21 protein-coding genes are annotated in these 25,876 nt (G+C 73.5%); 9 read left to right on the forward strand and 12 right to left on the reverse strand.

Features of this window, described 5'->3' with window-relative positions; all coding sequences use genetic code 11:
- Positions 1 to 90 precede the first annotated feature (90 nt).
- From hypB to hypE, 5 genes are all read left to right on the forward strand, one after another.
- On the forward strand, positions 91 to 918 hold the full coding sequence (gene hypB / locus ABZ484_RS10000) for a hydrogenase nickel incorporation protein HypB (RefSeq protein WP_358865395.1): 828 nt from the start codon (positions 91 to 93) through the stop codon (positions 916 to 918).
- Positions 915 to 3,305 (forward strand): carbamoyltransferase HypF, encoded by a 2,391-nt coding sequence (gene hypF, locus ABZ484_RS10005; protein ID WP_358865396.1) that lies wholly within the window; start codon positions 915 to 917, stop codon positions 3,303 to 3,305. The genes hypB and hypF overlap by 4 nt, the downstream gene beginning before the upstream one ends.
- Before the next feature lie 3 nt (positions 3,306 to 3,308).
- Positions 3,309 to 3,650, forward strand: a complete 342-nt coding sequence (locus ABZ484_RS10010; protein ID WP_358865397.1) for a HypC/HybG/HupF family hydrogenase formation chaperone — start codon at positions 3,309 to 3,311, stop codon at positions 3,648 to 3,650.
- A complete protein-coding gene (gene hypD / locus ABZ484_RS10015; RefSeq protein WP_358865398.1) occupies positions 3,647 to 4,789 on the forward strand; it encodes a hydrogenase formation protein HypD in 1,143 nt (380 codons plus the stop codon). The genes ABZ484_RS10010 and hypD overlap by 4 nt, the downstream gene beginning before the upstream one ends.
- A 94-nt stretch (positions 4,790 to 4,883) precedes the next feature.
- The gene (gene hypE / locus ABZ484_RS10020; RefSeq protein WP_358865429.1) at positions 4,884 to 5,873 is read left to right on the forward strand and encodes a hydrogenase expression/formation protein HypE; all 990 of its coding nucleotides are present in this window, start codon (positions 4,884 to 4,886) and stop codon (positions 5,871 to 5,873) included.
- A 118-nt stretch (positions 5,874 to 5,991) separates the two neighbouring features.
- Here hypE and hypA read toward each other — a convergent pair whose 3' ends face one another.
- From hypA to ABZ484_RS10045, 5 genes are read right to left on the reverse strand one after another with little or no spacing between them, the layout of a single operon-like run.
- Positions 5,992 to 6,345, reverse strand: coding sequence for a hydrogenase maturation nickel metallochaperone HypA (hypA, locus tag ABZ484_RS10025; RefSeq protein WP_358865399.1), 354 nt, complete (start codon positions 6,343 to 6,345; stop codon positions 5,992 to 5,994).
- A 16-nt stretch (positions 6,346 to 6,361) separates the two neighbouring features.
- Positions 6,362 to 6,952 carry a DUF5947 family protein gene (locus ABZ484_RS10030; protein WP_358865400.1) on the reverse strand — a complete coding sequence of 197 codons (591 nt, stop codon included), beginning with the start codon at positions 6,950 to 6,952 and terminating at the stop codon, positions 6,362 to 6,364.
- On the reverse strand, positions 6,949 to 7,560 hold the full coding sequence (locus ABZ484_RS10035; RefSeq protein WP_358865401.1) for a NifU family protein: 612 nt from the start codon (positions 7,558 to 7,560) through the stop codon (positions 6,949 to 6,951). Before ABZ484_RS10035 ends, ABZ484_RS10030 begins: the two co-directional genes overlap by 4 nt.
- Entirely contained in the window at positions 7,553 to 9,346 is a 1,794-nt protein-coding gene (locus ABZ484_RS10040; RefSeq protein ID WP_358865402.1) for a nickel-dependent hydrogenase large subunit, read from the reverse strand. The genes ABZ484_RS10035 and ABZ484_RS10040 overlap by 8 nt, the downstream gene beginning before the upstream one ends.
- Positions 9,343 to 10,890, reverse strand: coding sequence for a hypothetical protein (locus ABZ484_RS10045; RefSeq protein ID WP_358865403.1), 1,548 nt, complete (start codon positions 10,888 to 10,890; stop codon positions 9,343 to 9,345). Before ABZ484_RS10045 ends, ABZ484_RS10040 begins: the two co-directional genes overlap by 4 nt.
- Before the next feature lie 264 nt (positions 10,891 to 11,154).
- Between ABZ484_RS10045 and ABZ484_RS10050 the strand changes: the two genes are divergently transcribed.
- Entirely contained in the window at positions 11,155 to 12,192 is a 1,038-nt protein-coding gene (locus ABZ484_RS10050; RefSeq protein ID WP_358865404.1) for a YihY/virulence factor BrkB family protein, read from the forward strand.
- Positions 12,193 to 12,336: 144 nt separating this feature from the next.
- Here the strand turns inward: ABZ484_RS10050 and ABZ484_RS10055 are convergent, their stop codons facing one another.
- Positions 12,337 to 13,674 (reverse strand): GAF domain-containing SpoIIE family protein phosphatase, encoded by a 1,338-nt coding sequence (locus ABZ484_RS10055; protein WP_358865405.1) that lies wholly within the window; start codon positions 13,672 to 13,674, stop codon positions 12,337 to 12,339.
- Between the two features lie 209 nt (positions 13,675 to 13,883).
- The gene (locus tag ABZ484_RS10060) at positions 13,884 to 15,110 is read right to left on the reverse strand and encodes a chitinase (RefSeq protein ID WP_358865406.1); all 1,227 of its coding nucleotides are present in this window, start codon (positions 15,108 to 15,110) and stop codon (positions 13,884 to 13,886) included.
- Between the two features lie 277 nt (positions 15,111 to 15,387).
- On the opposite strand from ABZ484_RS10060, the gene ABZ484_RS10065 reads away from it, so the two are divergent.
- Positions 15,388 to 16,461: an NAD(+)/NADH kinase gene (locus ABZ484_RS10065; RefSeq protein WP_358865430.1), complete on the forward strand. Its 1,074-nt coding sequence runs from the start codon at positions 15,388 to 15,390 to the stop codon at positions 16,459 to 16,461.
- An 83-nt stretch (positions 16,462 to 16,544) separates the two neighbouring features.
- On the opposite strand, the gene ABZ484_RS10070 is transcribed toward ABZ484_RS10065, so the two are convergent.
- From ABZ484_RS10070 to ABZ484_RS10085, 4 genes are all read right to left on the reverse strand, one after another.
- Positions 16,545 to 17,714: a PP2C family protein-serine/threonine phosphatase gene (locus tag ABZ484_RS10070; protein WP_358865407.1), complete on the reverse strand. Its 1,170-nt coding sequence runs from the start codon at positions 17,712 to 17,714 to the stop codon at positions 16,545 to 16,547.
- A gap of 464 nt (positions 17,715 to 18,178) precedes the next feature.
- Positions 18,179 to 19,084, reverse strand: coding sequence for a LysR family transcriptional regulator (locus ABZ484_RS10075; protein ID WP_358865408.1), 906 nt, complete (start codon positions 19,082 to 19,084; stop codon positions 18,179 to 18,181).
- Between the two features lie 5 nt (positions 19,085 to 19,089).
- Positions 19,090 to 20,925: an FUSC family protein gene (locus tag ABZ484_RS10080; RefSeq protein WP_358865409.1), complete on the reverse strand. Its 1,836-nt coding sequence runs from the start codon at positions 20,923 to 20,925 to the stop codon at positions 19,090 to 19,092.
- Between the two features lie 149 nt (positions 20,926 to 21,074).
- Positions 21,075 to 22,466, reverse strand: a complete 1,392-nt coding sequence (locus ABZ484_RS10085) for an endo-1,4-beta-xylanase (RefSeq protein WP_358865410.1) — start codon at positions 22,464 to 22,466, stop codon at positions 21,075 to 21,077.
- A gap of 251 nt (positions 22,467 to 22,717) precedes the next feature.
- Between ABZ484_RS10085 and ABZ484_RS10090 the strand changes: the two genes are divergently transcribed.
- Complete coding sequence (locus ABZ484_RS10090) at positions 22,718 to 24,028, forward strand: PHB depolymerase family esterase (RefSeq protein ID WP_358865411.1); 1,311 nt, start codon at positions 22,718 to 22,720, stop codon at positions 24,026 to 24,028.
- Between the two features lie 176 nt (positions 24,029 to 24,204).
- Positions 24,205 to 24,543 (forward strand): hypothetical protein, encoded by a 339-nt coding sequence (locus ABZ484_RS10095; RefSeq protein ID WP_358865412.1) that lies wholly within the window; start codon positions 24,205 to 24,207, stop codon positions 24,541 to 24,543.
- Between the two features lie 275 nt (positions 24,544 to 24,818).
- Here ABZ484_RS10095 and mgrA read toward each other — a convergent pair whose 3' ends face one another.
- Positions 24,819 to 25,862: an L-glyceraldehyde 3-phosphate reductase gene (gene mgrA, locus ABZ484_RS10100; protein WP_358865413.1), complete on the reverse strand. Its 1,044-nt coding sequence runs from the start codon at positions 25,860 to 25,862 to the stop codon at positions 24,819 to 24,821.
- Between the last annotated feature and the right edge of the window lie 14 nt (positions 25,863 to 25,876).

Genomic DNA, 25,876 nt, shown 5'->3' on the forward strand with positions numbered 1-25,876 from the left:
GCCCCGACCGTCGCCGGCGGTCCCTCCCCGAACCGACCGCGAGGACCCGAACCGACCGCGAGGACCCCAACCGACGCGAGGAGAAGCGACATGTGCCGGTCCGCCGACGTCACACAGGACGTCAAGCAGGCTGTCCTCGCCAAGAACGACGACCTGGCCGAGGCACTGAGAGCCGACCTGGCCCGGCAGGGGACCGCCCTCGTGAATCTGCTGTCCAGCCCCGGCAGCGGCAAGACCGAACTCCTCGGCCGGGTGCTGGCCCGGGCGGTCGAGCGAGGCGTCCCGGTGGCCGCGCTCACCGCGGACCTGGCCACCGAGAACGACGCGCGCCGGCTGGCCCGCTCGGGCGCGCCGGTGCAGCAGGTGCTCACCGACGGGCTGTGTCATCTCGAGGCCCGCCAGGTGCGCGCCCGGCTGGCGGGCCGGCTGCCCGCGGCCACCCGGGTGCTGTTCGTGGAGAACGTCGGCAACCTCGTCTGCCCGGCCTCGTACGACCTCGGCGAGAGCCTGCGCATCGTGCTGATGGCCGTGACCGAGGGCGAGGACAAGCCGCTGAAGTACCCCACCGCGTTCGGCTCCGCCCACCTGGTCGTGGTCACCAAGACGGACCTGGCCGAGCCGGCCGGCTTCGACGAGGACGCCTTCCGGGCCAACGTCCACCGGGTCAACCCCGGGGTGGAGATCCTGCGGTCCTGCGCCCGCACCGGCGACGGCGTCGACACCGTGCTGGACCGGGCGCTCGCCGCCCTCGACGGCACCCCGCCGCACCATCCGCCCCTCGCCCCGCGCCCTCACAGCACTCAGCACAGCCACGACCACAGCCACCGCCACCGCCCAGGCCCCGTCCACGCAGCCGTCGACGAGTACGCCGACGACACCCGAGCCCAGCCCCGCCCGGCCACCACTCCCGCCTCATGACCGCCCCGGCCATCGCCCCGGTACGCCGCCGGCTCACCGTGCGCGGCACGGTGCAGGGCGTGGGCTTCCGGCCGTATGTGCACCGGCTCGCCGCCGACCTGGCGCTGGCCGGTTTCGTGAGCAACACCGCGGGTGGGGTGCTGATCGAGGTCGAGGGTCCCCCGGACGGCGTGGCCCGGTTCTGCGACCGGCTCGCCGAACAGCCACCGCCCCTCGCCGTCGTGAGCGGCATCGGACTCGAAGAGCTGCCCGTCACGGGCGCCACCGGCCCCTTCGCCATCCGCCCCACCGAGCGGTCCGCCGGCCGCACCCAGCTCCCGCCCGACACCGCCACCTGTGCCGACTGCCTGCGGGAACTGGCCGATCCCGCCGACCGCCGCCACCGGCACCCGTTCATCACCTGCACCCACTGCGGCCCCCGGTTCACCATCGCCACCGCGATGCCCTACGACCGCGCGGCCACCACCATGGGCGCCTTCCCGATGTGCCCCCACTGCGCGCGCGAGTACGCGGACCCCGCCGACCGGCGCTTCCACGCCCAGCCCGTGGCCTGCCCCGACTGCGGACCCCGGCTGCGTCTGGTGCCCGTCGACGGCGGCGGCCCGCGCCCGGCCCGGGACGCCGAAGCCCTCGCGGGCGCCCGGTCGCTGCTCGCCGCCGGCCGCATCGTCGCCGTGAAGGGCGTCGGCGGCTACCACCTGGCCTGCGACGCCACCGACTCCCGCGCCGTCGCCAGTCTGCGCGCCCGCAAGGACAGGGGCGGCAAGGCCTTCGCGGTGATGTGCGCGGACCTGGCCACGGCGGAGCGCTTCGCCGTCCTGGGCGAGCGCGAACGGGCCGTGCTCACCGGCCCCCGGCGGCCCATCGTCCTGCTGCGCCGCCGCACCCCGGGCGCGGGCCCCCGGCCCGCCGACGAGGTGTGTCCCGGCAGCCCGCACATCGGCGTGATGCTGCCCTACACCCCCCTGCACACCCTGCTGTTCGGGCTGCCCGGCGACCCGCCCGGTCCCCGACTGCTGGTGATGACCAGCGGCAACCGCTCAGGGGAACCCATCGTCACCGACGACGACGAGGCGCTGACCCGGCTGGCCGGGCTGGCCGACGCCTGGCTCACCCACGACCGGCCCATCGCCTGTCCGTGCGACGACTCGCTGGTCCGGGTACGCCCCGACGGCACCGAGCAGGTGCTGCGCCGCTCCCGCGGCTATGTGCCCCGCCCGCTGCGCCTGCCGTTCCCGGTGCGTCCCGCGCTCGCGGTGGGCGGCGACCTGAAGAACGCGCTCTGCGTCGGCGAGGGCGACCAGGCCTGGTTCGGCCCGCACATCGGCGACATGGGCGACCTGGCCGGCCTGGAGGCCGCCCGGCGGGCCGAACGGCATGTGCTGGCCCTCACCGGGGTGAGCCCCGAACTGGTCGCCGCCGACCGGCACCCCGGCTACCACTCCGCCCGCCGGGCACGTCGGCGGGCCGCCGGACTGGCCCGCCCGGAGCCGGTGTTCGTCCAGCACCACCACGCGCACATCGCCTCGGCGATGGCCGAGCACGGCCTCGACGGCACCACACCGGTCATCGGCGTCGCCTTCGACGGCACCGGGTACGGCGACGACGGCACCGTCTGGGGCGGCGAGTTCCTCCTCGCCGACTACGCGGGCCACCGCCGCTTCGCCCACCTGGCCCCCGCCCCGCTGCCCGGCGGCGACGCCGGGGTGGCCAACCCGTGCCGCCTGGCACTGGCCCGGCTGTGGGCGGCGGGCCTGCCGTGGGACCCCGGCCTGCCCAGCGTCACCGCCTGCGCACCCGAGGAACGGACCGTGCTGCGACGGCAGTTGGAGCGGGGCCTGGCCTGCGTGCCGACCTCCAGCATGGGCCGGCTCTTCGACGCCGTGTCGTCCCTGGCCGGCATCTGCCACCGCGCGCACTACGAGGCACAGGCCGCGCTCGAACTGGAGGCGGCGGCCACCGAGGCCCACGGCGCGGACCGGGCGGCGTACCCCTTCGACCTGACCACCGGAGCCGGCCCGGTGCGCTGCGACCCCGCGCCCATGCTGCGGGCGCTCCTCGCCGACCGGCGGCGCGGCACCCCCGCACCCGTCCTCGCGGCACGTTTCCACCGGGGCGTGGCACGTGCCGTCGCGGAGATCTGCTGCCGCGCCCGCGGGGCCACGGGCCTGACCACCGTGGTCCTCAGCGGCGGCGTCTTCGCCAACGGCCTGCTGGAGGAGGAGTGCGCCGCGCTGCTGGCCGCGGACGGCTTCGCCGTACTGCGCCACGGCGAGGTCCCGCCCAACGACGGCGGACTGGCCCTCGGGCAGCTCGTGGTCGCGGCGCACGGGCGGCGACGGACCCCGGACGGCGACGAGACCCCGGACAACCACGAGACGGAGTGACCCATGTGTTTGGCAGTGCCCGGCAAGGTCGTGTCCATCGACCACCGCGCCGACCCGCTCACCGGCGTCGTCGACTTCGGCGGGGTCCGCAAACAGGCGTGTCTGGAGTACCTGCCCGACCTGCGGGTGGGGGAGTACGTGATCGTCCATGTCGGGTTCGCCCTGCAACGGCTGGACGAGGCGTCGGCCCGGGCGTCCCTGGAGCTGTTCCAGCAACTGGGGCTGCTGGAGGAGGAGTTCGGCGACGCCTGGCGGCAGGCGGCCGAGCAGGCCGGGAGCCGGTGCGAGGCCCCGCAGGTCCCCGCGGCCGTCGGGCGCGAACACGACGGGAGTGAGGCCCGATGAAGTACATCGACGAGTTCAACGACCCCCAGCTGGCCCGGCGGCTGCTGGACGAGATCCACGCGACGGTCACCCGGCCGTGGGCGCTGATGGAGGTCTGCGGGGGCCAGACCCACTCCATCATCCGGCACGGCATCGACCAACTGCTGCCGGAAAAGCTGGAGTTGATCCACGGCCCGGGGTGCCCGGTGTGCGTCACCCCGCTGGAGGTCATCGACAAGGCCCTGGAGATCGCCGCACGCCCGGACGTCGTCTTCTGCTCGTTCGGCGACATGCTGCGGGTGCCGGGCACCGACCGCGACCTGTTCCGCGTCAAGGGCGAGGGCGGTGACGTACGGGTGGTGTACTCGCCGCTCGACGCGCTCCGGCTCGCCCGGGAGCACCCCGACAAGCAGGTGGTGTTCTTCGCCATCGGCTTCGAGACGACGGCGCCCGCCAACGCCATGGCCGTGCACCAGGCCCGCCGCCTCGGCCTGGACAACTTCAGCCTGCTGGTCTCGCACGTCCGGGTCCCGCCGGCCGTCGAGGCCATCATGACCGCGCCCGCCTGCCGGGTGCAGGGCTTCCTGGCCGCCGGGCACGTGTGCAGCGTCATGGGCACCGCCGAGTACCCGGAGCTGGCCGAGCGGCACCGCGTCCCGATCGTGGTCACCGGCTTCGAACCGCTGGACATCCTCGAAGGCGTCCGTCGCGCCGTCCACCAGCTGGAGCGCGGCGAGCACCGGGTGGAGAACGCCTACCCGCGCGCGGTGCGCGAGGACGGCAACCCGGCCGCGCTGCGCATGCTCCAGGAGGTCTTCGAGGTCGCCGACCGCAACTGGCGCGGCATCGGACGCATCCCCGCCAGCGGCTGGCGGCTGTCGGACGCCTACCGCGCCTACGACGCCGAACACCGCTTCGACGTCACCGGCATCCGCACGGAGGAACCCGCCGTGTGCCGGGCCGGCGAGGTCCTCCAGGGGCTGATCAAGCCCACCGAGTGCGCCGCGTTCGGCGCCGCCTGCACCCCGCGCACCCCGCTCGGCGCCACCATGGTCTCCAGCGAGGGCGCCTGCGCGGCCTACTACCTGTACCGCCGGATGAACGGCACTCCGGCACCGGGCTCCCGTATCCCGCAGGAGGAGATGAATCCCGTTGGCTGAACTGGCTCCCGAGGCACCCGAGGCTCCTGACGCCCCCGTCGACCCCGCGAACTGGACCTGCCCCGCCCCCCTGCGCGACCAGCCGGTCGTGGTCATGGGCCACGGCGGAGGCGGCGCCCTGTCCGCCGAACTGATCCACGACGTGTTCGCCCCGGCCTACGGCAACCCCGTCCTGGCCGGCATGGGCGACTCGGCCGTCCTCCATCTCGGCGGCGCCCGGCTGGCGTTCTCCACCGACTCCTACGTCGTGCGGCCGCTGTTCTTCCCCGGCGGCAGCCTCGGCGACCTGGCGGTCAACGGCACCGTCAACGACCTCGCCATGAGTGGTGCACGCCCCGCCTACCTCTCGGCGGCCTTCGTCCTGGAAGAGGGCGTGGAGCTGGCCGTCGTCGACCGGGTCGCGCGCGCCATGGGCGCGGCGGCCGAGGCGGCGGGCGTCACGGTGGCCACCGGCGACACCAAGGTGGTGGAGGCAGGCCATGGCGACGGTGTGTACGTCACCACCGCGGGGGTCGGGCTCGTCCCCGAGGGGGTGGACATCCGCCCCCAGCGGGCCCGCCCGGGGGACGCCGTGATCGTGAGCGGCCCGATCGGGCTGCACGGCGTGGCCGTCATGAGCGTGCGGGAGGGCTTGGAGTTCGGCGTCGAGATCGCCAGTGACACGGCGCCCCTGGCCGACCTGGTGGCGGCCATGCTGGCCGTCACCCCGGACGTCCATGTACTGCGCGACCCCACCCGGGGCGGGCTCGCCGCCTCCCTCAACGAGATCGCCCGCGCCTCCGGCACCGGCGTCCGGCTCCAGGAGCGCGCGATCCCCGTACCGGAGGCCGTCGCGAACGCCTGCGGATTCCTCGGCCTCGACCCGCTGTACGTCGCCAACGAGGGACGGCTGGTGGCCTTCGTGCCGCCGACGGAGGCCGAGGCGGTGCTGGAGGCGATGCGCGCCCACCCGCAGGGCGGCGGAGCCGCGCTCATCGGCGAGTGCGTCGCCGAACACCCCGGCATGGTCGTCGTCTCCACCGGCCTGGGCGGCACCCGGGTCGTCGACCTGCCGCTCGGGGAGCAACTGCCGCGCATCTGCTGACCCGGGGCAGCCGCCGCCGGCCCGGGGCAGCCGCGGTCCCGGGGGAGGCGACCCCGCCGGTGTGTCGGGCACTGGCGGGATCGCGTCCTCCCGGGACCGCCGGAGTGCGGAGGGGCGGTCAGTGTGCGGGCGCCGGCTCGACGGCGGTGATCTCCAGCTCCCGTCCGCCGCGCAGGTCCCGCGACGGGTGGTCGCAGCGCGGACACCAGAAGAACGGCGGCATGCCCACCGCGAACTCCGCGGCGCACGGGTCGCAGTACGCCCGTGCCGTCACCTGCTCGACGACCAGCCGGGCCCCGGCCAGGGCGGTGCCCTCCCGGGCCACCTCGAAGGCGAAGTCCAGCGCGTCCGGCACCACGCCGGACAGCTCACCGACCCGCACGGTCACCGACGCGACGGCGCCCGTCCCGTCGGCCCGCGCCCACTCCTCGGCCCGCTCCACGATCGCGGTCGCGATCGACAACTCGTGCACGGTCACTCCCCGTTGCTCAGCACCGTTCGGTGAGCCCGGCGAAGAACTCCGCCACGGCCGGCCACACCCGGCCGCCGCCCGACAGCCCCCGCCACTCCCGGCGCACGACGGCGACCATCCGGAAACAGTCGTCGACGGGCACGATCCAGTGGTGGTCGAGGCCGCGGACGGTGTTCACCAGCAGCGCCTCCACCTCCGGTTCCATGGCGGCCAGTTCGGGACACCGCTCGGCGGCCCGACGCCAGGCCGCCGCGTCCACCTCCCACCGCATCGCCCCGGCCGGGCTCGGCCCCTGGGCGGTGACCGTGCCGTCGGCGTGCGGCACGAAGAACACCAGACCGACCGGCACCCCGAGCGTCTGGGTGTCGATCCCGCGCAGCCGGATCCGGCGCCGTGGCACGGGCCGGAAGCGCCCGCCGCCCGCGCCGTCCCCGGCGAACAGCACGGAACAGGGTCCGCAGGCGCAGCAGAGCTCCGCCTGCGCGGTGTCGTAAAGGTGGGGGTGCTCCTCGGGCACCGGCGCGGCGCACAGCTCGCACGCCTCGGTCCCGGCCGGGGCCGAGGCCGAGGAGCGGATCAGGCGGGCCAGCGCCCCGTCCGAGCTCACCGCGCCTCCCCTGCCGGGGCCGCGCCCGTGGGCCGTCGTACCAGGGCGTCGAGCGGCACGAACGCCGGTGCCGCCCGCCGGTCGGCGGCGTCCGCGACGGACTCCACCGCGGTCAGCTCCGGAGCGGCGGCGAGCACCGCCTCGCGCACCGCCTCACGCATCGCCCCGCCGATGTCGCCCGACCCGCCGCCGCACCCGGAACCGCAGCCTCCGCCGGTGCTCAGACGGACCCGGGCCACCGATCCGTCGACACCGGCCCACTCGACGTCGCCGCCGCGTTCGCGCACCACGGGCCGCAGCCGCTCGACCGCGCGCGCGGCACGGCGCTCGACGGGCTCCGGATGGATCCCGTGCAGCACCAGCAGATGCCCCAGCAGCTCGTCCTCGGCCAGCTGCCGCGCCAGTGCGTCGTCCGCGCGCTCCAGCACCCGGGCCAGTGCCTCGCCGTAGACCTCCGTCAGCAGCCGTACCGCCTCCACCGCCAGGCGCACCGTCGGACCGGGCGCGCAGTCGAACCCGGCGAGCAGCTCGTCGATCCGGGCGAGCCGGACCTCCACGTCCGGGTCTTTGAGGCGGCCCGCGGGGAAGGCGTGCCCGGCGTCAGCCATGGCCGGCTCCGTAGGTGGGCGTGTGGCTGGTGGTGAGGGTCCTGCCGTTGCCGATGTACATGTGGACGCCGCAGGGCAGGCACGGGTCGAAACTGCGGACGGTGCGCATGATGTCGACGCCCTTGAAGTCGTCCGGGCCGTTCTCCTCGAAGACCGGCTGCCCCTGGACGGCGTCCTCGTACGGGCCGGGGGTGCCGTAGTTGTCGCGGGGGCTGGCGTTCCACGGGGTGGGCGGGTACGGATGGTAGTTCGCGATCTTCTTGTCCCGGATGACGAGGTGGTGGGAGAGCACACCGCGGACGGCCTCGTGGAAGCCGCAGCCGATGGCCTCGTCGGGGACCTCGAAGTTCTCGAACACCTTGGTGTCGCCGCCGCGGACGAGCTCCATGGCGCGTTCGAGGAACTGGACGGCCATGGCGGCGGCGTAGGCGACGAAGTAGGGCCGCGCCCGGTCCCGTTCGATGGTGTTGGACCACTTGGGGATGTGCCACTCCAGGGTGGTCTCGGGGAGCTTCTCGCTCTTGGGCAGGGTGATGCGGACGCTGTGCCCGGTGGCCTTCACGTAGGGGGTGTCGACGAGGCCGCTGAGCGCGGTGGTCCACAGACGGGCCAGCGGTCCGCCGCCGGTGTCCAGGGCCAGGTGGTCGCCGGTGCGCCGGTCGTACCAGCGGGGGCTCATCACCCAGCTGTAGTTGCCGTCGAAGTCGCGCTTCTGCGGTGCGGGCAGGGTGGTCTGGTTCCAGGGGTGGCGGATGTCGACCGGGTTGCCGAGCGGGTCGTGGGTGACGAACGGATCCTCGTTCACCCAGTCCTCGTAGTACGACGAGCCCAGCAGGATCCGCAGACCGAGGTTGATGTCGACCAGGTCGTTGGTGACCAGTTCGCCGTCCACGACGATGCCGGGGGTGACGAACATGTCCCGGCCCCAGTCGTTCATGCGCTCGTAGCGGTAGTCGCAGGAGTCGGGGTTCTGGAAGGCGCCCCAGCAGCCCAGCAGGATCCGGCGCCGGCCGACCTCCTCGTAGCCGGGCAGGGCCTCGTAGAAGAAGTCGAAGACGTCGTCGTTCATCGCCACCGCCTGCTTGACGAAGTCCAGCACTCTCAGCAGGCGGGAGAGGTAGTCGGTGAAGAGGGTGGGCTGGGGCATGGTGCCCACCCCGCCCGGATACAGCGTGGACGGGTGCACATGGCGGCCCTCCATGAGGCAGAACATCTCCCGCGTCACCCGGGAGACCTTCAGCGCCTGCTTGTACACCTCCCCCTCGAAGGGGTTGAAGGCGCGCATGATGTCGGCGATCGTCCGGTAGCCGTGGACGCCGCCGCGTGGGGCCTCGGTGCGCTCCGCTCGCGCCAGGACGGACGGGTTGGTGGCCTTCACCATGGCTTCGCAGAAGTCGACGAAGACCAGGTTGTCCTGGAAGATCGTGTGGTCGAACATGTATTCGGCGGCTTCGCCGAGGTTGGTGATGTGCTCGGCCAGCGGCGGGGGTTTGACGCCGTAGGCCATCTGCTGGGCGTAGTTGGAGCAGGTGGTGTGGTTGTCGCCGCAGATCCCGCAGATGCGGGAGGTGATGAACCCGGCGTCGCGGGGGTCCTTGCCCCTCATGAAGACGGAGTAGCCGCGGAACAGGGAGGACGTGGAGCGGCACTCCACGACTTCCTGGTTCGCGAAGTCGATCTTCGTGTAGATGCCCAGGTTGCCGATGATCCGGGTGATCGGGTCCCAGGACATGTCCACGATCTGCGCGGGTTTGCGTGCCGTGGAGCGGGCCTCGGTGGTGGTCATCTCGGTTGCTGTCCCTCGCTGTCCGTGTCCGATGGGGTTGGTGTGAGCGTGTGGTCCGCTCGGGATGTGGGGGTCCGCTGGTCGGGCAGCGGCTCCAGCTCGTCGGGACGGAAGTAGTGGAAGCGGCCGTACCACGTGTGCAGCTCGGCCGCGGGGTCGTCGTCCACGGTGACGGCGAGGTGCACACCGCCGTCCACGTCGTGGCGTACGGCGGCGACCCGCGCCGTGCGCCCGGCCAGGAACATGTCCTGGGCGTCGGCACCCCGGCCGTGCGGCCGGAGCCGGACCCTGCTGCCGCCGCCCACGCGCACGCCGCCGACCAGCACCGTGTCCGTGGCGGGGGACAGGCCGTCGTCGCCGCCCTCCTGCCACCAGGCGGGACGCGGCGGGCCGGACGGCTCCCGCCGTGCCGGGGCGAGCGAGCGGATGGCGCCGTGCAGCCGGGCGAACACCTCCGGGGGCATGGTGTCCACCCGGTCGAGGATCTCGGCGGCCCGCGGATCGGTCGCCCGGGCCTCGGCCTTCTCCTCGTCGGTCAGCAGCATCGTGCGCAGCGTCAGGATCTCGTCGATCTCCGCGGCGTCGTGGAGATCGCCGGGACTCTCCGGCGCCACCCGCGGACGGTCGGGAAGGATGATCGGCGAGGAGAGCAGGACCGGCCCGGTGCTCCCGGAACCGTCGCCGTCGGCGGGCGCCGGTCCGCCGAGGACGGGGAACGTGAACTCGTTGCGGCACGCGGCCACGTGCTCCGCCAGATCCGGGGGCGGATCGATCAGCGACACGAACTCCACGCCCACGCCGCCGATCAGGCAGTGCGTCGCGATGAGCGCGTGGCGCAGCGCCTCGGCGCGCCCCGCGGCCGGGTCCGGGGCCCGCCCCGTGTTCTCGGTGCGCACCCGCAGGCGGACCAGGCCGGGCGCGAGCCGTTCGGCCGTGAGCGCGGTGCTCGCCCGGACCTCCTCGCGCCGCCGCACCACCCGTCCGGTGCCCGAGGGCAGCGGCCGGGTCTCGGTGCCGGCCGCCGCGCCCACCGGGACGGTGAGGTCACGCCGGAGCAGGTCGTCCAGGGCGACGGCGAGGTCGCTCTCGCACGGCACCGCCTCGTCGAAGGTCAGATGGGCCGTGCCGTCGTCGGTCCGCAGCGACCCGACCGGGCGGTGCCCGCCGTCCGCGTCCGCGGCCTCCACCTGCTTGTGCCGCATCTGGAGGTACCGCACCCGCACCCGCAGGGCGGCCTCCGGCCGCCGCACCCGCAGCAGGCACTCGGTCCGCTGGTACCAGGAGTCGGCGGAGCCGGACACACCGGCCGCGACCGGGCCGTCCCGCTCCACCCAGTTCCGGGGCAGCAGCACGCCGAACTGCCACCGGACCCGGTTCTTGGGCGACGAACGGCGGTACGGGTAGAGCAGGTAGCCCTCGTAGAGGACCGCGTCGGCCACCGTGCTCAACTGCTCGAAGCCCGGCCCGCCCCGGTCGGCGGGCTGGGCACCGTCGTCGACGGCGGCAGCGCACGGCACGGCGTCCTGGGTCACGGCATCGGGCATCCGGCCTCCCTCGCATTCGCGTGTGCGCCATGCCTTCCACCACCGGCGCACCGCTCACGCGGCCCCGCCCGCCTGGGCCCGGTGTGTTGGCCCGACCGGCGCAACGGCGGCCCCGCGCCGCCGTACGTGGGGCCGCGCGCCGCCGTACGCCCGTCCGCCGCGCCGCCGGGCTCCGCCGTTCCGCATGAAACGGCCTGACCAGGGCACTTGGAACGAGTGGCGTCCGGTGTCAGCGGAGCCACGGCCGACGGTGTGGAAGAGCGCATGGACGTGCTGGCCCGACTGGATGCCTACCAGCGACGGCATCGCTGGGCGGGCCTGCCGCTGGCCGTGATCTACAAGTTCTACGACGACCAGGCCGCCTATCTGGCCGCGCTGCTGACCTACTACGGCTTCCTGTCGCTGTTCCCGCTGATGCTCTTCCTCGTCGCGGTGCTCAGCTCGGTCCTCAGCGGCAGCCCCCACCTCCAGCACCAGTTGCTGAACTCCGCGCTCAGCGAGTTCCCGGTCATCGGGGACCAGATCGCCCACAACATCCACTCCTTCCACGGCAGCACCATCGCCGTGGCGGTCGGTGTGATCGGCAGCCTCTACGGCGCGCTGAACGTCGCCCAGGCCGCCCAGCACGCGCTGAACAAGATCTTCGCCGTGCCCCGGCACGCCCGGCCGGACCCGCTGCGTTCGCGTCTGAAGGGGCTGAAGTTCCTGTCGCTGCTGGCGCTCGGTCTGTGCGTCATCACGGGTGTGTCCACGGCCGCCGAGTGGGCGGCGGGCATCTTCGGCGCGCGGCTGGCGGTCGGCGTGCAGGTGGCCGCCGGGATCCTCGCCGTCCTGCTGAACGCCGCCCTCCTGATCGGCAGCTACCGGCTGCTCACCCGGCGCCCGCTGCCGCTGCGCGTGATGTGGGGCCCGGCGCTGGGCGCGGCGTGCGCCTGGCAGGGGCTGCTGTGGGGCGGCACCTACTACGTCGGCCATGTGCTCCGGGGCACCACGGCGACGTACGGACTGTTCGGCATCGTGCTCGGCCTGCTGGCCTGGATCTACCTCGGGGCGCTGGTGTACCTGGTCACGGCGGAGATCAGCGCGGTGCGGTGCATGCGGCTGTGGCCCAGGAGCCTGCTCAGCCCCTTCACCGACCGCGTCCACCTCAGCGCGGGCGACCAGCGGGCCTACCGGTCCTACGCGACGACGGAGTCCTTCAAGGGCTTCGAGCGGATCACCGTCCACTTCGACCCGCCGCCGCACGCGGGGACGGGAGAGGAACGGGCCCCCGAGGACCACGGCCCGGACGGCCGTACGTGACGGAGGACGCCCGCCCGGACGAGTGGCCGCGCGACCTCGCCGCCGACGACCGCCTCGCCCCCCACGACCGCCTCGCCCCCCACGACCGCCTTGCCGCGCTGGACCGCCTCGCCGTCCGAGATGCGCCGCGCCGCCGCGCCGCCCTTACGCGGGCGTGTCCGCCCCGGGCGGTGTCCCGGGCGTCGTGTCCGGCACCCGCAGGGCCAGCAGGGCCACGTCGTCGTCGTAGGTGTCCTCGCGGGAGATCAGGCGGTCGCAGATGACGGCCGGCGGGGCCGTGGCCAGGGCGGCGGCGCGGTCGGCCAGTTGTCGCAGCCCGGTTCCGATGTCCTGCCCGCGACGTTCGACCAGGCCGTCGGTGAACAGCAGGAGCGTGCTCGCCGGAGGCAGCGCGTGGGTGTGGTCGGGGCGGTACAGCCTCGGATCGACGCCGACGGGGATGCCGTGCGGTTCGGGCGCCAGCCATCGCGCGGAGCCGTCGGCCGTGATCAGCAGGGGCGGCGGATGGCCGGCGTTGGTCCAGCACATGGTGTATCCGGCGCCCGGCTCGTGCTCGATGCGGGCCATCACCAGCGTGGCCGCCGTGGGGTCGGTGTACATCGTCAGCGCGTGGTCGAGCCGGTCCACGACCAGGCTGGGCGGCCCGCACCGGTCGAACGCCAGCGCCCGCAGCATGCTGCGGATCTGCCCCATCATCGGCGCCGCCTCCACGTCGTGGCCGGTGACGTCCCCCACCACGACGAGGACCGCCCCGTCCGGCAGGAGCACGGCGTCGTACCAGTCCCCGCCGAGCCTGGGCAGCTCGGACGCCGGCTGGTAGCGGACCTCCACCTCCAGGGGCGCCAGATCGGGCAGCACGGGCAGCAGCCGGCGCTGGAACTGCTCGGCGGCCCGCTTGAGGTGTTCGTACAGCCGGGCGTTCTCGATGCTGACGCCGGCCGCGCTGGCCAGCGCGGTCAGCAGGGCCTCGTCGTCGTCACCGAACGGCGTCCCGTCGAGCTTGTCGGCGAGGTAGAGGGTGCCGTACACGGTCCCGCGCACCCGCAACGGGACCCCGAGAAGGGTGGTCATCACCGGGTGGCCGGCCGGGAACCCGACCGAGCGGGGGTCGGCGGCGATGTCGTCGACGCGCAGCGGCGCGAGGTCCGCGATCAGGGCGCCCAGCAGCCCGTGGCCCTGCGGCAGTCCGGACTCGGCCAGCAGCCGCGTCCGGTCCACACCGGAGGTGATCAGGTCCGCGAACTCCCCGTCGTCCCCGAGCACACCGAGGGCGCCGTACCGGGCGGCGACGAGGTCGACACCGGTGTTCACGATGTGCTGGAGCACCGTCCGCGTGTCCATGTCGGCGCTGATCGCCACCACCGCGTCCAGCAGCCGCCGCAGCCGCCGCTGCTCCAGCGCCAACTGCCGCACCTGGGCGCTGAGATCCTCCACGGTCCCGCGGCCCGGCAGTGGTCGCGGCTCCCGCGGATCGTCCGACATGCCAGGCACCTCCCGCCGGGGCCGGCCGTCGCCCGCCCGCCGGGCACTGCCCCGGCATGGTCACCCTACGCCGACGGCGGGACGGCGGCCCGTCGCGACGTCACCCGTTCGGCTGGTCGCGACGCACAGGAGCGGGGTGGGGGCGCCGGTCCGGCCGGAGCGGGCCGCCGGCCCGCTGCGGCCGGACCGGCGGGCGACCGCGGTGGCCGTCAGCAGGCGCCCTCGTCCTGCCACGGGCCCCACTGGGAGGCGCCGGGGACCTCGTTCTGGGTCCACCACTTGGCCTTCCAGTTGTGCTTGTTGTAGGAGACCTCACTGCCCCCGGTGTACGCCGTGCTCGCGTTCCAGGCCGGCTTGCACTCGGTGCTCGGCGGGGTCGGCGAGGAGGAGGTGGGCGGCGTCGTGGTCGGCGGGGTGGTGGGCGGGGTGGCGCCGGCGAACTTCACCGAGAACTTGGCGAAGTCCCACGCGTTCTGCGGAACGCTGGAGCAGGTGCCGGAGGTGCGGCCGCCGTTGTCGGGCGGGGAGCACTGGCGGTCGCGGTTGAGGGACCAGAACGTGAAGCGGTCCATGTTGTGGGTGGTGGCGAAGTCCAGCACGGTCTGGAAGTCGCTCTGGTAGAACATCTCGCCGGTGTCGCTGCGGCCGTTCATCCCCGAGAAGCCCTCGTGGGCGTAGGCGGTCGCCTCGTCCCAGCCGAACGTGGACTGAAGGACCTGGTTGAACTTGGTCAGCGCGCTGGTCTGGGAGGCCGCGCCGTTGAAGCCGCCGTCGAAGGGCATGATGGAGAAGTTGTTGGGGGTGAACCCCTGCGACTTCGCCTCCAGCAGCATCTGCTTGCCGAACCATCCGGTGCCGTCCGCCGTTCCGGCGGTGGTGACCGAGACGTAGAGGCCGGGGTTGTTCTGCTGGAGGATCTTCGCGGCACCGATCTCGTTGTGGATGGCCGCGGTGTTCTCGTACTCCGGCTCCTCCAGGTCGAAGTCGATGGCGTGCAGCCCGTACTTGGTGATGACCTGCTGGTAGGCGGCGGCCGTGGCGGCCGGGTCCGAGCACGCCTGGCCGAGCTTGGTGCCGCCGTAGCCGCCGATGGAGACGGAGACGTCGCCGCCCTTGGCGCGGATGGTGTCGATCACCGACTTCACGGCGGTGTCCGAGGAGACCGAGGCGGTGCCGTCCCAGGTGGGCGAGCAGCCGCCGCCGTTGGGGGCGAGGATGAACGCGAGCTGGAACGCCTTCAGCCCGGTGGCGTCCATGATGGCGGCCGCGTCCGGCGGGTCGTTGTCCAGTGGCATCAGATACGGGGCCGCGGCGTACCAGCGGTTGCTCAGCTGGGTGGTCGCACCCGAGGCGCTGCCCGCGACCAGCGCGGTGGTGCCGACGGCGGCGAGCCCGACGGCGGTGGCTGCGCCCAGACATGCGTGAAGACGTCTCACTACCTGCCTCCAGGGGGGTGTGGGGAAGTGGGCCCCAGCTTCCTGACGGTGTTGCGAGCACGTCAATAGATTGGTCTGGACCAGACGAGTCTTTGGACTAGACCATAAGCTTTCTTTACTCGCGGGAGGAGTCGCGCCGGGCTGCCGCGGGAAGTGCCGTGCGACGCGGACAGGGGCGTCCGGCGGCGTGGCGTCGTGGGAGGAGGCGGCCCGCGCGGTCAGGATGGCTTCCGGCATCGCCCGCCGCGTGGAGACGCGCATCGACTCGGAGACGGATGTGACGGTACGTCGGATCGGCCTGGTCGTGCACGGGGGGCGCCCGGAGGCCATGGCCGCGGGGCGGGCCGTGCGCGCATGGTGCGCGGACCATGCCGTGCAGTGCGCGGACATCGACGTGTGGCACGACGGCGGGCGGCACAGCGCCTGGGAGGAGGTCGACGCCGCCGGCGACCCGGACCTCATCGTGACCCTGGGCGGCGACGGCACGTTCCTGCGCGGCGCCCGGCTGGCCGCCGTGCACGACGCCCTCGTCCTGGGCGTCGACCTCGGCCGGGTCGGCTTCCTCACCGAGGTGCCCGTCGCCTTCGTCCACTCCGCGCTCGACGCGGTCCTCACCCAGCGGCTCAACGTCGAGAGCCGCATACTGCTCACGATGCGCGCCTCGCGCCGCCTGGAGGTGCCCGCCGGCATCGAGGAACTCATGCGCTACGGCCGCCGCCCGATGCTGCCCCCGCCACGGGTGCGCACCGACTGCGAGTCCGGCGGCGACTGGGGCATCGCCCTGAACGTCACCGCGCTGAACGACATCGTCGTGGAGAAGCTGGCGCGCGACCGCCAGGTGTCGGCCGGCGTCTACATCGCCGGACGGCTGCTCGCGTCGTACTCCGCCGACGCGCTGCTGGTCGCCACCCCGACCGGCTCGACGGCCTACAGTTTCGCCGCGGGCGGCCCGGTCGTCTCCCCGCGCGCGGACGCCCTCGTCTTCACGGCCGTCGCCCCGCACATGGTGTTCGACCGCTCGGTCGTGGCCGCGCCGGACGAGCCGATCGCCCTGCGCATGCTGGACCACTCCGGCCAGGCCGTCGTGAGCATCGACGGCCAGCTGCGCGGAGTGCTGGACCCGGGGGACTGGATCGGCGTCTACGCCTCCACGCGCCGGCTGCGGGCCGTGCGGCTGGGCCCGATGGACTTCTACGGCCGCCTGCGCGAGCGCATGAAGCTCTCCGACGCCCCCGCCGCGGTCGCCGACGGTACCCCGCCACCGCTGTGGCCGGTGACCTCCCCGCGGCCCGGAGACCTCGCGCACCTGGCACTGCCGCCCGCACCCGACGCTCCTCCACGGGCCCAGTGAACCCGCGGCGCACGCGGCGCACGCGCGGTCGTGGCGCTCGTGGCGGTGGTGGCGGTGGCCGGAAGGATCCGGACCGCGTGCGCTCACGCCGCGGGCTCACTGGGCAGGCGGTACGCGGCGAGGGCGGCGATGTCGTCGTCGAGGTGGCCGCCGCTGTGGACGAGCAGGTCCTCGTGCAGGCGGTCCAGCAGAGCGCGGGGAGGCAGCCCGGCCCATGGCGCGACACGCTCGGCGAGCGGATAGAAGGCCCCCTCGGCGTCGCGGGTCTCGGTGACGCCGTCGGTGTAGAGCAGCAGTTGGTCCCCGGGACGGAACGGTTCGACGTCCACGTGGTAGCCGTTGCCGATCAGCACGCCGAGGTTGATGGGCGGTGACGGGTCGGTCGCGTGCAACTCGGTGACGCGGCCCTCGTGGACGAGCAGGGGCGGCGGGTGACCGCAGTTGACGATGCGGACGACCGGCTCTTCGGGGATCTCGGCGAACACCGCGGTGACGAAGCGTTCCGCCAGCTCGCTGCCGGGCAGCTGCGCGGCGTGACGGCTCATGCTCCGCTCCACGCGGCAGGCCACACCGGCCAGGTCGGGCTCGTCGTGCGCGGCCTCCCGGAACGCGCCCAGTATCGTCGCGGCCGTCTCCACGGCGAGCAGGCCCTTTCCGCGCACGTCCCCGATGAGCAGCCGCACCCCGTACGCCGTCGGTACCGCCTCGTACAGATCGCCCCCGATGCGCGCCTCCGCGGCGGCGGACAGGTAGAGCGTCTCGACGAAGACCTGGCCGAGGCGACGGGGCACCGGCCGCAGCAGCACCCGCTGCGCGGTCTCGGCCACCGAACGCACCGTGGCCAGCGTCCGCTCCCGCCGCATCCGGTGCACCGCCAGGATCGCGCCGAGAATCCCCACCAGGCCGGTGCAGACGTAGTTGGCCACGTAGTGGCGGTCCCACAGATAGCCGACGACCATGCGCCCGGCGCAGCACGGCGTGCCCGCCAGCACGCCCTCGAACACGACGGCGAACACCGTGATCACGGCGACCCCCGCGGGCCCGTAGGCGAAGGCCGCGACCAGCGGCAGGCCGGTGAGCAGGAAGCTGACGGGCCAGTCCACCGGAGTGAGCGGTTCGATGGCCAGGACGCCCGCGACATAGGCGAGCGGCAACAGGCGCAGCCACAGCGGAGGGGCGGGCACCCGGGGCTGGGCGGCCTTCACCCGCGCCGCACGGGCCTGGGCGGCCCCGGGCCGGCCGGGCGGCCTCACCGCGCGCCCCGGCGCGGACCGGGCGGTGGCACGGCGGACCCGTCAGGACACCACGGGCGCACGAGCGTGCGGCCCGGCACCGGGCGACGTTCTGCGCGGTAACACTCAGGCGGCCTGTTCACAGGAGCTCCCGGCGGGCTTGATCAAGGCCACCAGCCTGCTGCGGAACTCCGTTCCGAGGGCTCCATTGCTCCAGGCAAGGGCATGTCAGCGCACCGGGTGGGTACGGCCCGGCGACGGCTCGGGTCCGCCGCCGGCGCCTCGGCGTCTCGGCGCCGGTCGCCGTCGGCGGCGTCGGCGGCGTCGGTCAGGTCTCGGTTTCCTGTCCGCGGTCGCCGTTCGGGCGCCGGGTGCGGTTCCGGGCCCTCGTCCGCGGTCGCCGTCGGAGGTCACGGGCCAGGCCCGGTCCTCGTCTCTGCGCCGCGTCTCCGGCCCCGGGTCCGCGCCCGGCTCCTCGTCGGTGGTCACCACCGGCCGTCCGGCGCCGCGGCGGTCACCCGGAGTGCGTGTTCGATGAAGCGCCGGGAGGCCGGGGGCAGGGTGCGTCCGGAGAGCCAGGCGATGCCGATGTCCCGGGCGCCGCGCACGTCGGTGATCTCCAGGTAGCGGATCGGGACGTCACCGGTCGCCGCCGCGTCCGGCGAGGACGGGATCAGGGAGACGCCGAGACCGGCCGCCACCAGGCCGCGCAGGGTGTGCACCTCCTCGCCCTCGAAGCCGACGACCGGGGCGAAGCCGGCCTGACGGCACAGCGACTCGGTGACGCTGCGCAGTCCGTAGCCGGGCTTGAGGAGGATGAAGGGTTCCTCGGCGACCTCGGCCAGCCGGACCCGGGGGCGCCCGGCCAGACGGTGCCCGGTGGGCACGGCGAGCCACAGTGGTTCGACCAGGAGCCGTCGCCAGGTGATCAGCGGATGACCCGGGTCCCCGCTGGTGATCGCCATGTCGGCGGTGGCGTCGAGGAGATGCTGGACCAGGCCGTTCTCCCCGTGCTGGTGCAGCTCGAAGCGGGCCTGCGGGAAGGCCTCCCGGAACCCGGTGACGAGCCTGGGCACCAGCCAGGTGCCCAGGGTGTGCAGGAAGGCCAGCGGCACCACGCCCGCGGCCGGGTCGACGACCTCGGCCACGGCCCGCCGCCCCCGGTCGTAGCTGTCCAGAGCGGCGTCGACGTACTCCTTGAACACCCGTCCGGCCGGTGTCGGGCGCAGCACCCGGCCGACGCGGTGGAGGAGCTCCGCGCCCACCTCCTCCTCCAGTCGGTGCAGCGCGCGCGACAGGGCGGGCTGGGTGAGGCGGGCCTCGGCGGCGGCCTCCGTCACCGTCAGGCCCTCGGCCACCGCCTGGAAGGAGCGCAGCACCTGGAGATCCATCGCGCTCATCCTCCCATCGCGCGGGCCCCGGCGCAGGCGCGGACCGGGAGCGCGGAGGCCGGCCGTCGCGCGCCCACGTTCCGTGCGCTGACGGCGTCGCAGAGCCGCTCCGCCGAGGCGATGACGTGCTCCCGGTCCGGCAGCATCCTGTCCCTGCCGTCCCTGCCGTCCCTGCCGTCCCTGCCGCCCCTGCCGCCCCTACGTCCGGGGCGGCCCGGCTCGCCGTGGGCGTGGGCCACGGCCCTGCGTGCCTCGGCGAGCCGGTGGTAGGCGGTCCGGCGCAGCGCGTGCCGCTGTGCCGGCGTGGCATCGGCGGCCAGGTCCCGGTACCGGTGTGCCGCGGCGAGGGCGGCCTCGGTCTGCGCGGCGGCCCGGCCGGCCGCCGAGTCCGGCCACAGGGCGAAGTGCGCGACGAGGACGATCGCGGCGGCCAGCGCCGTGTCCAGGATGCGCGCCGCGTACAGCGCGCGATGGTCGCCGAGCATGTCGACGAGGACGAAGACGATCGCCGTCAGACCCGTCGTGGCGAGCGCGTAGTGGTGGCGTACACCGACGGCCATCAGCGCGCCGAAGGCCGCCACGGCGCCGATGAGGACGAGCGTGTCCGTCGTCAGCAGGGTCACCGTGCCAATGGCGGCCACCCCCACGACCGTTCCGGCGCAGCGGTGCAGGGCGCGGCGCGGGACCGGCCCGAAATCGGGCTTGTAGACGAACGCCACCGTCATGGGGAGCCAGTATCCGCGCGGCCCGTGCAGCAGCTCGGCGCAGAGCTGGGCGACGAGCACACACAGCGTCAGCAGCACGGCGTACCGCGCCTGGGCAGCCCGCCCGTGCCACGGGTAGGCCGGCAGACGCACCGCCACGCCGGACGCACGTGCCCCGACGGACTCCGCGTGAGGCACCGACTCCGTGTGCAGCACCGACTCCGCGTACAGCCCGCGGAGCGCGCGCACGCCCGGAGAGACGGCGTCGCACGGGTCGGCACCGCGGTCGGGCGCGGGTCCCGAAGGGTCCGCGGCGGGGGAGACGGACGCCGCGCCTCCGTCCGGCAGCAGGCGCGCCGCCATCAGCAGCGGTACGTCCGTCACGTGCCGGGGCAGCGGACGTCCCTCCCACACCAGCGCGGACGTCACCTCACCCAGCCGCACCGCCGTGTCGAAGGCGTCGCGCACCGCGCCCAGCTCCGTCCGGGGCCGGTCGCGGCCCGTCAGATGGCGGCCCATCACCTGGTGGGCGTCGTCGAGTGCCGCGGTCAGCCGTCGGCGCGCGGCCTCCGCCTCGGGCGAACCGGCCGCCGACAGCGCCCCGGAAGCGGCCCGGTACACCGCGAGCACGGCGGCCCGCTCGATGGCGTGCCGGCGCCACAGCCAGGGCGTCGCGGACAGGACGACGACAAGGGCCACCCCGGCGAGCAGCGCGAGAGGTGGCTGCCACCACGGCCCCGGTACCGGAACACCGCTGCCGACCGTGGCGCCGAGCAGCAGATGCATGCCGGACACGGAGGCGAGGCGGCCGCGCAGGCTGACCGCGCCCGCGAGCAGCGCGGTGGCACCGAGGCAGACGGTGACGGCCGCCGGATGTCCGCTGCGCAGCGCGAGTTCCCCGGCGAGCAGGCCGAGGGCGGCCGAGCCGCCCATGCCGCCCAGCCGCCGGACCCGCAGCCGGTAGGGGTCGGAGCCGTCCTGGCCCACCCCCCACAGGGCGCCGATCCCGGCGATCACGGCGGGGATCACCGCCCCGGTCCACACGCCCACGAGGAGCGGCACGGCGAGCGCGACGGCGCCCCGCGCCGCCGCCGCGAGCGGCACGGGGGTGAGCGGGGCGCCACGCGATGCCTTCATGGGCTGATCGACTCCAGGACGGACCGGGGGACGGACAGGTCTCCCTCAAGGGTCGATCAAGAGGACGCATGCGTCCAATGCCTGAGCCGCGGCCGAACCATGCGTCGCGCGCATGGAATGGGGCGCCCGGCGCACGGAACGGCCGGACATCAGGACGCGGTGCAGGTCCCGACCGTCGGGACGGCGGAGTTGCCGTTCTTCTGGACGGTGAAGCCGAAACTGGTCGAGGCGCCCGCCGCGAGGTTGCCGTTGTAGGTGGGGCGGACCGTCATCACGGTGCCGCTGCTGTCCCAGCTCGCGCTGCCGTTCCACAGCGTCGACACCTTCTGCCCGGCCGGGAAGGTGACCGCCGTGGTCCAGCCGGTGATCGGGGCGGAACCCGCCTTCACGGTGACCTGGCCGTTGTAGCCGTCGTTCCAGTCGGCGGTCTTGGTGAAGCTGACGGTGCACGTGGCACCGGTGCCGCCGCCGTTGTCACCGCCGCCTCCGTCGCCCCCGCCGCTGCTCGAGCCGCCGAGAGCGGCCAGCACGGCGTCGTACGCGGGCTTCGGGGCGTAGTTCGAGTCGAACAGCAGCGGAGTGCCGCTGCTGCGCCAGGAGTACTTGTCGGTGATGCCCCAGACGGTGATGCCCGTGCACCGGGTCACCGCCAGACAGGCCTTGACGACGTTGGAGTAGCTGGTGGCCTGGGCGGTGCCGGAGCCCTCGATGTCCAGCTCCGTGATCTGCACGTCGACACCGAGGTCGGCGAAGCGCTGCAGGTTGGCCTGGTAGTCGGAGGGCACCGGGGAGGCGCTGTTGAAGTGCGACTGGAAGCCCACGCAGTCGATCGGCACGCCACGGGACTTGAAGTCCTTGACCATGTTGTAGACGGCATTGCTCTTCGCGTTGACGCCGTCGGTGTTGTAGTCGTTGTAGCAGAGCTTGGCGTCCGGGTCGGCGGCGCGGGCGGTGCGGAAGGCCTCCTCGATGAAGCCGTTGCCGAGCTTGTCCTGGAACGGCGAGCTGCGCCGGGCGCCGCTGGAGCCGTCCTGGAACGCCTCGTTGACCACGTCCCAGGCGTAGATCTTGCCCTTGTAGTGCTGCATGACCTGGGTGATGTGGTTGTTCATCGCCGTGCGCAGGTCGGTGGCGCTCAGGCCGGAGACCCAGGAGGGCAGCTGGGAGTGCCACACCAGCGTGTGGCCGCGGATCTTCATGCCCTTGCTCTGCGCGTGGCTCACGATCTGGTCGGCGGCGCCGAAGCTGAAGGTGTTGCGGGTGGGCTCGGTGGCGTCCCACTTCATCTCGTTCTCCGGGGTCACCGCGCTGAACTCCCGGTCGAGCGTGGCGGCGTAGGCGGACTCGCCGAGGTGGCTCGCCGCGACCGCGGTGCCGAAGTAACGGCCCTTGCCGGCCGCGGCCGAGGCCAGGGTGTCGGCGGCCGCGGCGCTGTGTGCCAGGGCCGTGACCGTGGCGGCGGCGAGCAGCGCGGACGTGAACGCCCGCGCCGCTCGTCTCGGGAGTGCCCGGGGCCGGGATCCGACCCGTGCTCTAGGCATGTACATGCCATCTCCTTCGTCGAAAGTTTCGCCAGGACTGAGCGAATGTTTACGCGCAGATTACGAACCGAACCGAGGGCGGTCAACGGTTCGGACGCTGTCTTCGAGCGATGGCCGAAGAGCTACGTCCCTTGATCTTCCCGTCAGTTGTAGGGAAGCCGAGGTGGTTGACGTCGTCGCGCGGCACCCTTAACGTGACGCGGCGCGTTCCCGAAACAGTTCCGAAAGTTTCGACCTCGGAGGATGGTGACATGCCGCGAAGAAGGCCGGGACTCCGGTCGCTCCTCACAGCCCTGCTCGCGGTCATCGTGCCGCTGCTCGCGGCACTGACGCTGACGGCCGCGCCCGCCGCGCACGCGGCCTCCCTGACGGAGGTGACCGGATTCGGCGCCAACCCGAGCAACCTGCGCATGTACGTCTACCGCCCGGACAGCGCGCCGGCCCGCCCCGCCGTCCTCGTGGCCGTGCACTACTGCACCGGCTCGGGGCCCGCCTTCTACTCGGGCACCGAGTTCGCGTCCCTGGCCGACCGCTACGGCTTCCTCGTCGTCTACCCCTCGGTCACGCGCAGCGGCGGCTGCTTCGACGTGTCCTCGCCCCAGGCGCTCAAGCGCGGCGGCGGCAGCGACCCGGTGGGCATCATGTCGATGGTCACCTACGCGGAACAGCACTACGGCGCCGACCCGAACCGCGTCTTCGTCACCGGGGCCTCGTCCGGGGCCATGATGACCAATGTCCTGCTCGGCGACTACCCGGACGTCTTCAAGGCGGGCGCCGCCTTCATGGGGGTGCCCTTCGGCTGCTTCGCCACCACCGACGGCTCCAGCTGGAACAGCGCCTGCGCCAACGGCACGGTGACCAGGACGCCCCAGCAGTGGGGCGACCTGGCGCGTGCCGCCTACCCCGGCTACACCGGCCCCCGCCCCCGGATGCAGCTGTGGCACGGCACCGAGGACACCACCCTGCGGTACCCCAACTTCGGTGAAGAGATCAAGCAGTGGACCAATGTGCTGGGCGTGAGCCAGACACCGGCCCTCACCGACCATCCGCAGTCCACCTGGACCCGCACCCGCTACGGCGGCACCGGCACCCAGGCCCCCGTCGAGGCGATCAGCGTCCAGGGCGCCGGCCACACCCTGCCGGCCGCCGGCATGGCCGCCCGTGCCATCTCCTTCTTCGGGCTGGACTCCACGGCCACCGAGCCGCCCACCGACCCTCCGACCGACCCGCCCACCACACCGGCGGGCACCTGCCGGGTGGCGTACACGACCAGCACTTGGAGCACCGGTCTGACCGCGCAGATCACCGTCACCAACACCGGCACCACGCAGGTCGACGGCTGGGCGCTGACGTTCACCCTGCCGTCCGGGCAGACCATCACCTCCGGCTGGAACGCCACCTTCTCGCCGTCCGGCGGCACCGTCACCGCGCGCAACGTGGCCTACAACGCCGTCCTGGCGCCCGGAGCCTCCACCATCGTCGGCTTCCAGGCCACCCACACCGGTGACACCGGCGCACCCGCCTCCTTCAGCCTCAACGGCAGCGTCTGCCAGGCCGGCTGAGCGGCCGTCGGCGCACGCCGGCGGCGACGGCCGCAGCACGCGTGTTCGTCACCTCCGGCGTCCCGGCCTCCTCCTTCCGTGGGAGCCGTCCGGGACTCGCCGACGCGTAGATCACCGGATCTGCCAGCCTCCCTGTGCCGGGCACGACGGCCCGGCCGGCACAGGGAGGTGGACGTTTGACCGGTCACATCGGACGCATCGGCGGGCGGCAGGTGGTGGCGGTGCTGGCGCTGGGGGGCGGTCTCCTGCTCGGTCCGGTGCTCTCGGCCCAGGCTGCCGAGGACAACGCCATGTCCCCGGGCGACACCGGCCCCGTGCCGACGGCCCTGGAAGCGGCCCACGACCTCGTGTCACCGGTCCTGAAGCCCGACGACGGGGACCACGGCGGCAAGGGCAAGGGGCAGGCGGGCGAGGGGCACGGGAAGGGCAAGGGGCACGGCAAAGGGGAGCAAGGCGGCAAGGGCCACGGCAAAGGCCAAGGGAAGGGCCATGGCAAGGGCAAGGGGCACGGTTGAGCGGTCCGGTGGCGGCCGCCCCTGAACAGCGGTGATGAGGCGTTCGGGTGACGGTGCGCGCGTCTCGTGAGGCGCCGGCGGCACGGGCGGGCTAGTGTGATGGTCACGCAGGCAGCCGGAACTCCCGGCATCCGCCCGTGCGTTGGTGGTCCAAGGAAAGACACCCCGCTTCCCGCGGGGAGATGCAGGTGCAAGGCCTGCCCAACGCTCCTGACGCCGCGTCCCCCACCCGTCGCCGGATGGGGGACGCCGCACGTCTCAGGCGGCCGCCGCGGTCAGCCGAGGTTCCCGGTCCGGGCCGCCCGCCACAGGTCCACGCCGCCGTCGGTGGCGTACTTGTCGATCTCGGCCAGCTCCTCGTCGCTGAAGTCGAGCCGCTCCAGCGCGGCCACGTTCTGCTCCAGCTGCTCCACCCGCGAGGCGCCGATGACGAGCGAGGTGACGCGCTCGTCGCGCAGCGCCCAGGCGAGCGCCATCTGGGCGAGGGTCTGGCCGCGCCGGGCCGCGATGTCGTTCAGTGCGCGCAGCCGGTGCAGCATGTCCTCCGACAGCCACGCGGTGTCGAACGAGGTGACCCGCGCCGCCCGCGAGTCCTGCGGGACGCCGTCCAGGTAGCGCCCGGTCAGCAGGCCCTGGGCCAGGGCCGTGAAGCCGATGACGCCACATCCCTCCTCCTGCGCCGCGTCCAGCAGGCCCTCGGTCTCGATCCAGCGGTTGACCATGCTGTACGAGGGCTGGTGGATCAGCAGCGGGGTGCCCAGGTCGCGGAGGATGGCGGCGGCCTGCCGGGTCCGCTCGGCGTCGTAGGAGGAGATGCCGACGTACAGCGCCTTGCCCTGGCGGACGGCGGTGTCCAGGGCGCCCATCGTCTCCTCGAGCGGCGTGCTCGCGTCCAGCCGGTGGGAGTAGAAGATGTCGACGTAGTCGAGGCCCATCCGGCTCAGCGACTGGTCGAGCGAGGCCAGCAGGTACTTGCGGGAGCCGCCGCCCTGCCCGTACGGGCCGGGCCACATGTCCCAGCCCGCCTTGGTGGAGATGACCAGCTCGTCCCGGTACGGCGCGAGGTCCTGCCTCATCAGGCGACCGAAGTTGATCTCCGCGGAGCCGTAGGGCGGCCCGTAGTTGTTCGCCAGGTCGTGGTGGGTGATGCCGAGGTCGAAGGCGCGCAACGCGATCTCGCGCTGGGTCTCGAACGGCCGGTCGTCGCCGAAGTTGTGCCAGTAGCCCAGGGACAGGACGGGCAGGTCGAGTCCCGAGCGGCCCGTGCGCCGGTAGCGCATGGTGCCGTCGTAGCGCGTGGGGTCCGCGACGTAGGTCATCGAGTGTTCTCCGG

The organism is Streptomyces sp. NPDC006393 (assembly GCF_040628575.1).
In the GTDB taxonomy this organism is placed as follows: Bacteria; Actinomycetota; Actinomycetes; order Streptomycetales; family Streptomycetaceae; genus Streptomyces.

Coding starts and splice junctions, on each gene's coding strand:
- hypB (WP_358865395.1), top strand. CDS start 91: ATGTGCCGGTCCGCCGACGTCACACAGGACGTCAAGCAGGCTGTCCTC.
- hypF (WP_358865396.1), top strand. CDS start 915: ATGACCGCCCCGGCCATCGCCCCGGTACGCCGCCGGCTCACCGTGCGC.
- ABZ484_RS10010 (WP_358865397.1), top strand. CDS start 3,309: ATGTGTTTGGCAGTGCCCGGCAAGGTCGTGTCCATCGACCACCGCGCC.
- hypD (WP_358865398.1), top strand. CDS start 3,647: ATGAAGTACATCGACGAGTTCAACGACCCCCAGCTGGCCCGGCGGCTG.
- hypE (WP_358865429.1), top strand. CDS start 4,884: ATGGGCCACGGCGGAGGCGGCGCCCTGTCCGCCGAACTGATCCACGAC.
- ABZ484_RS10035 (WP_358865401.1), bottom strand. CDS start 7,560: ATGGCTGACGCCGGGCACGCCTTCCCCGCGGGCCGCCTCAAAGACCCG.
- ABZ484_RS10040 (WP_358865402.1), bottom strand. CDS start 9,346: ATGACCACCACCGAGGCCCGCTCCACGGCACGCAAACCCGCGCAGATC.
- ABZ484_RS10045 (WP_358865403.1), bottom strand. CDS start 10,890: ATGCCCGATGCCGTGACCCAGGACGCCGTGCCGTGCGCTGCCGCCGTC.
- ABZ484_RS10050 (WP_358865404.1), top strand. CDS start 11,155: ATGGACGTGCTGGCCCGACTGGATGCCTACCAGCGACGGCATCGCTGG.
- ABZ484_RS10055 (WP_358865405.1), bottom strand. CDS start 13,674: ATGTCGGACGATCCGCGGGAGCCGCGACCACTGCCGGGCCGCGGGACC.
- ABZ484_RS10075 (WP_358865408.1), bottom strand. CDS start 19,084: ATGGATCTCCAGGTGCTGCGCTCCTTCCAGGCGGTGGCCGAGGGCCTG.
- ABZ484_RS10080 (WP_358865409.1), bottom strand. CDS start 20,925: ATGAAGGCATCGCGTGGCGCCCCGCTCACCCCCGTGCCGCTCGCGGCG.
- ABZ484_RS10085 (WP_358865410.1), bottom strand. CDS start 22,466: ATGCCTAGAGCACGGGTCGGATCCCGGCCCCGGGCACTCCCGAGACGA.
- ABZ484_RS10090 (WP_358865411.1), top strand. CDS start 22,718: ATGCCGCGAAGAAGGCCGGGACTCCGGTCGCTCCTCACAGCCCTGCTC.
- mgrA (WP_358865413.1), bottom strand. CDS start 25,862: ATGACCTACGTCGCGGACCCCACGCGCTACGACGGCACCATGCGCTAC.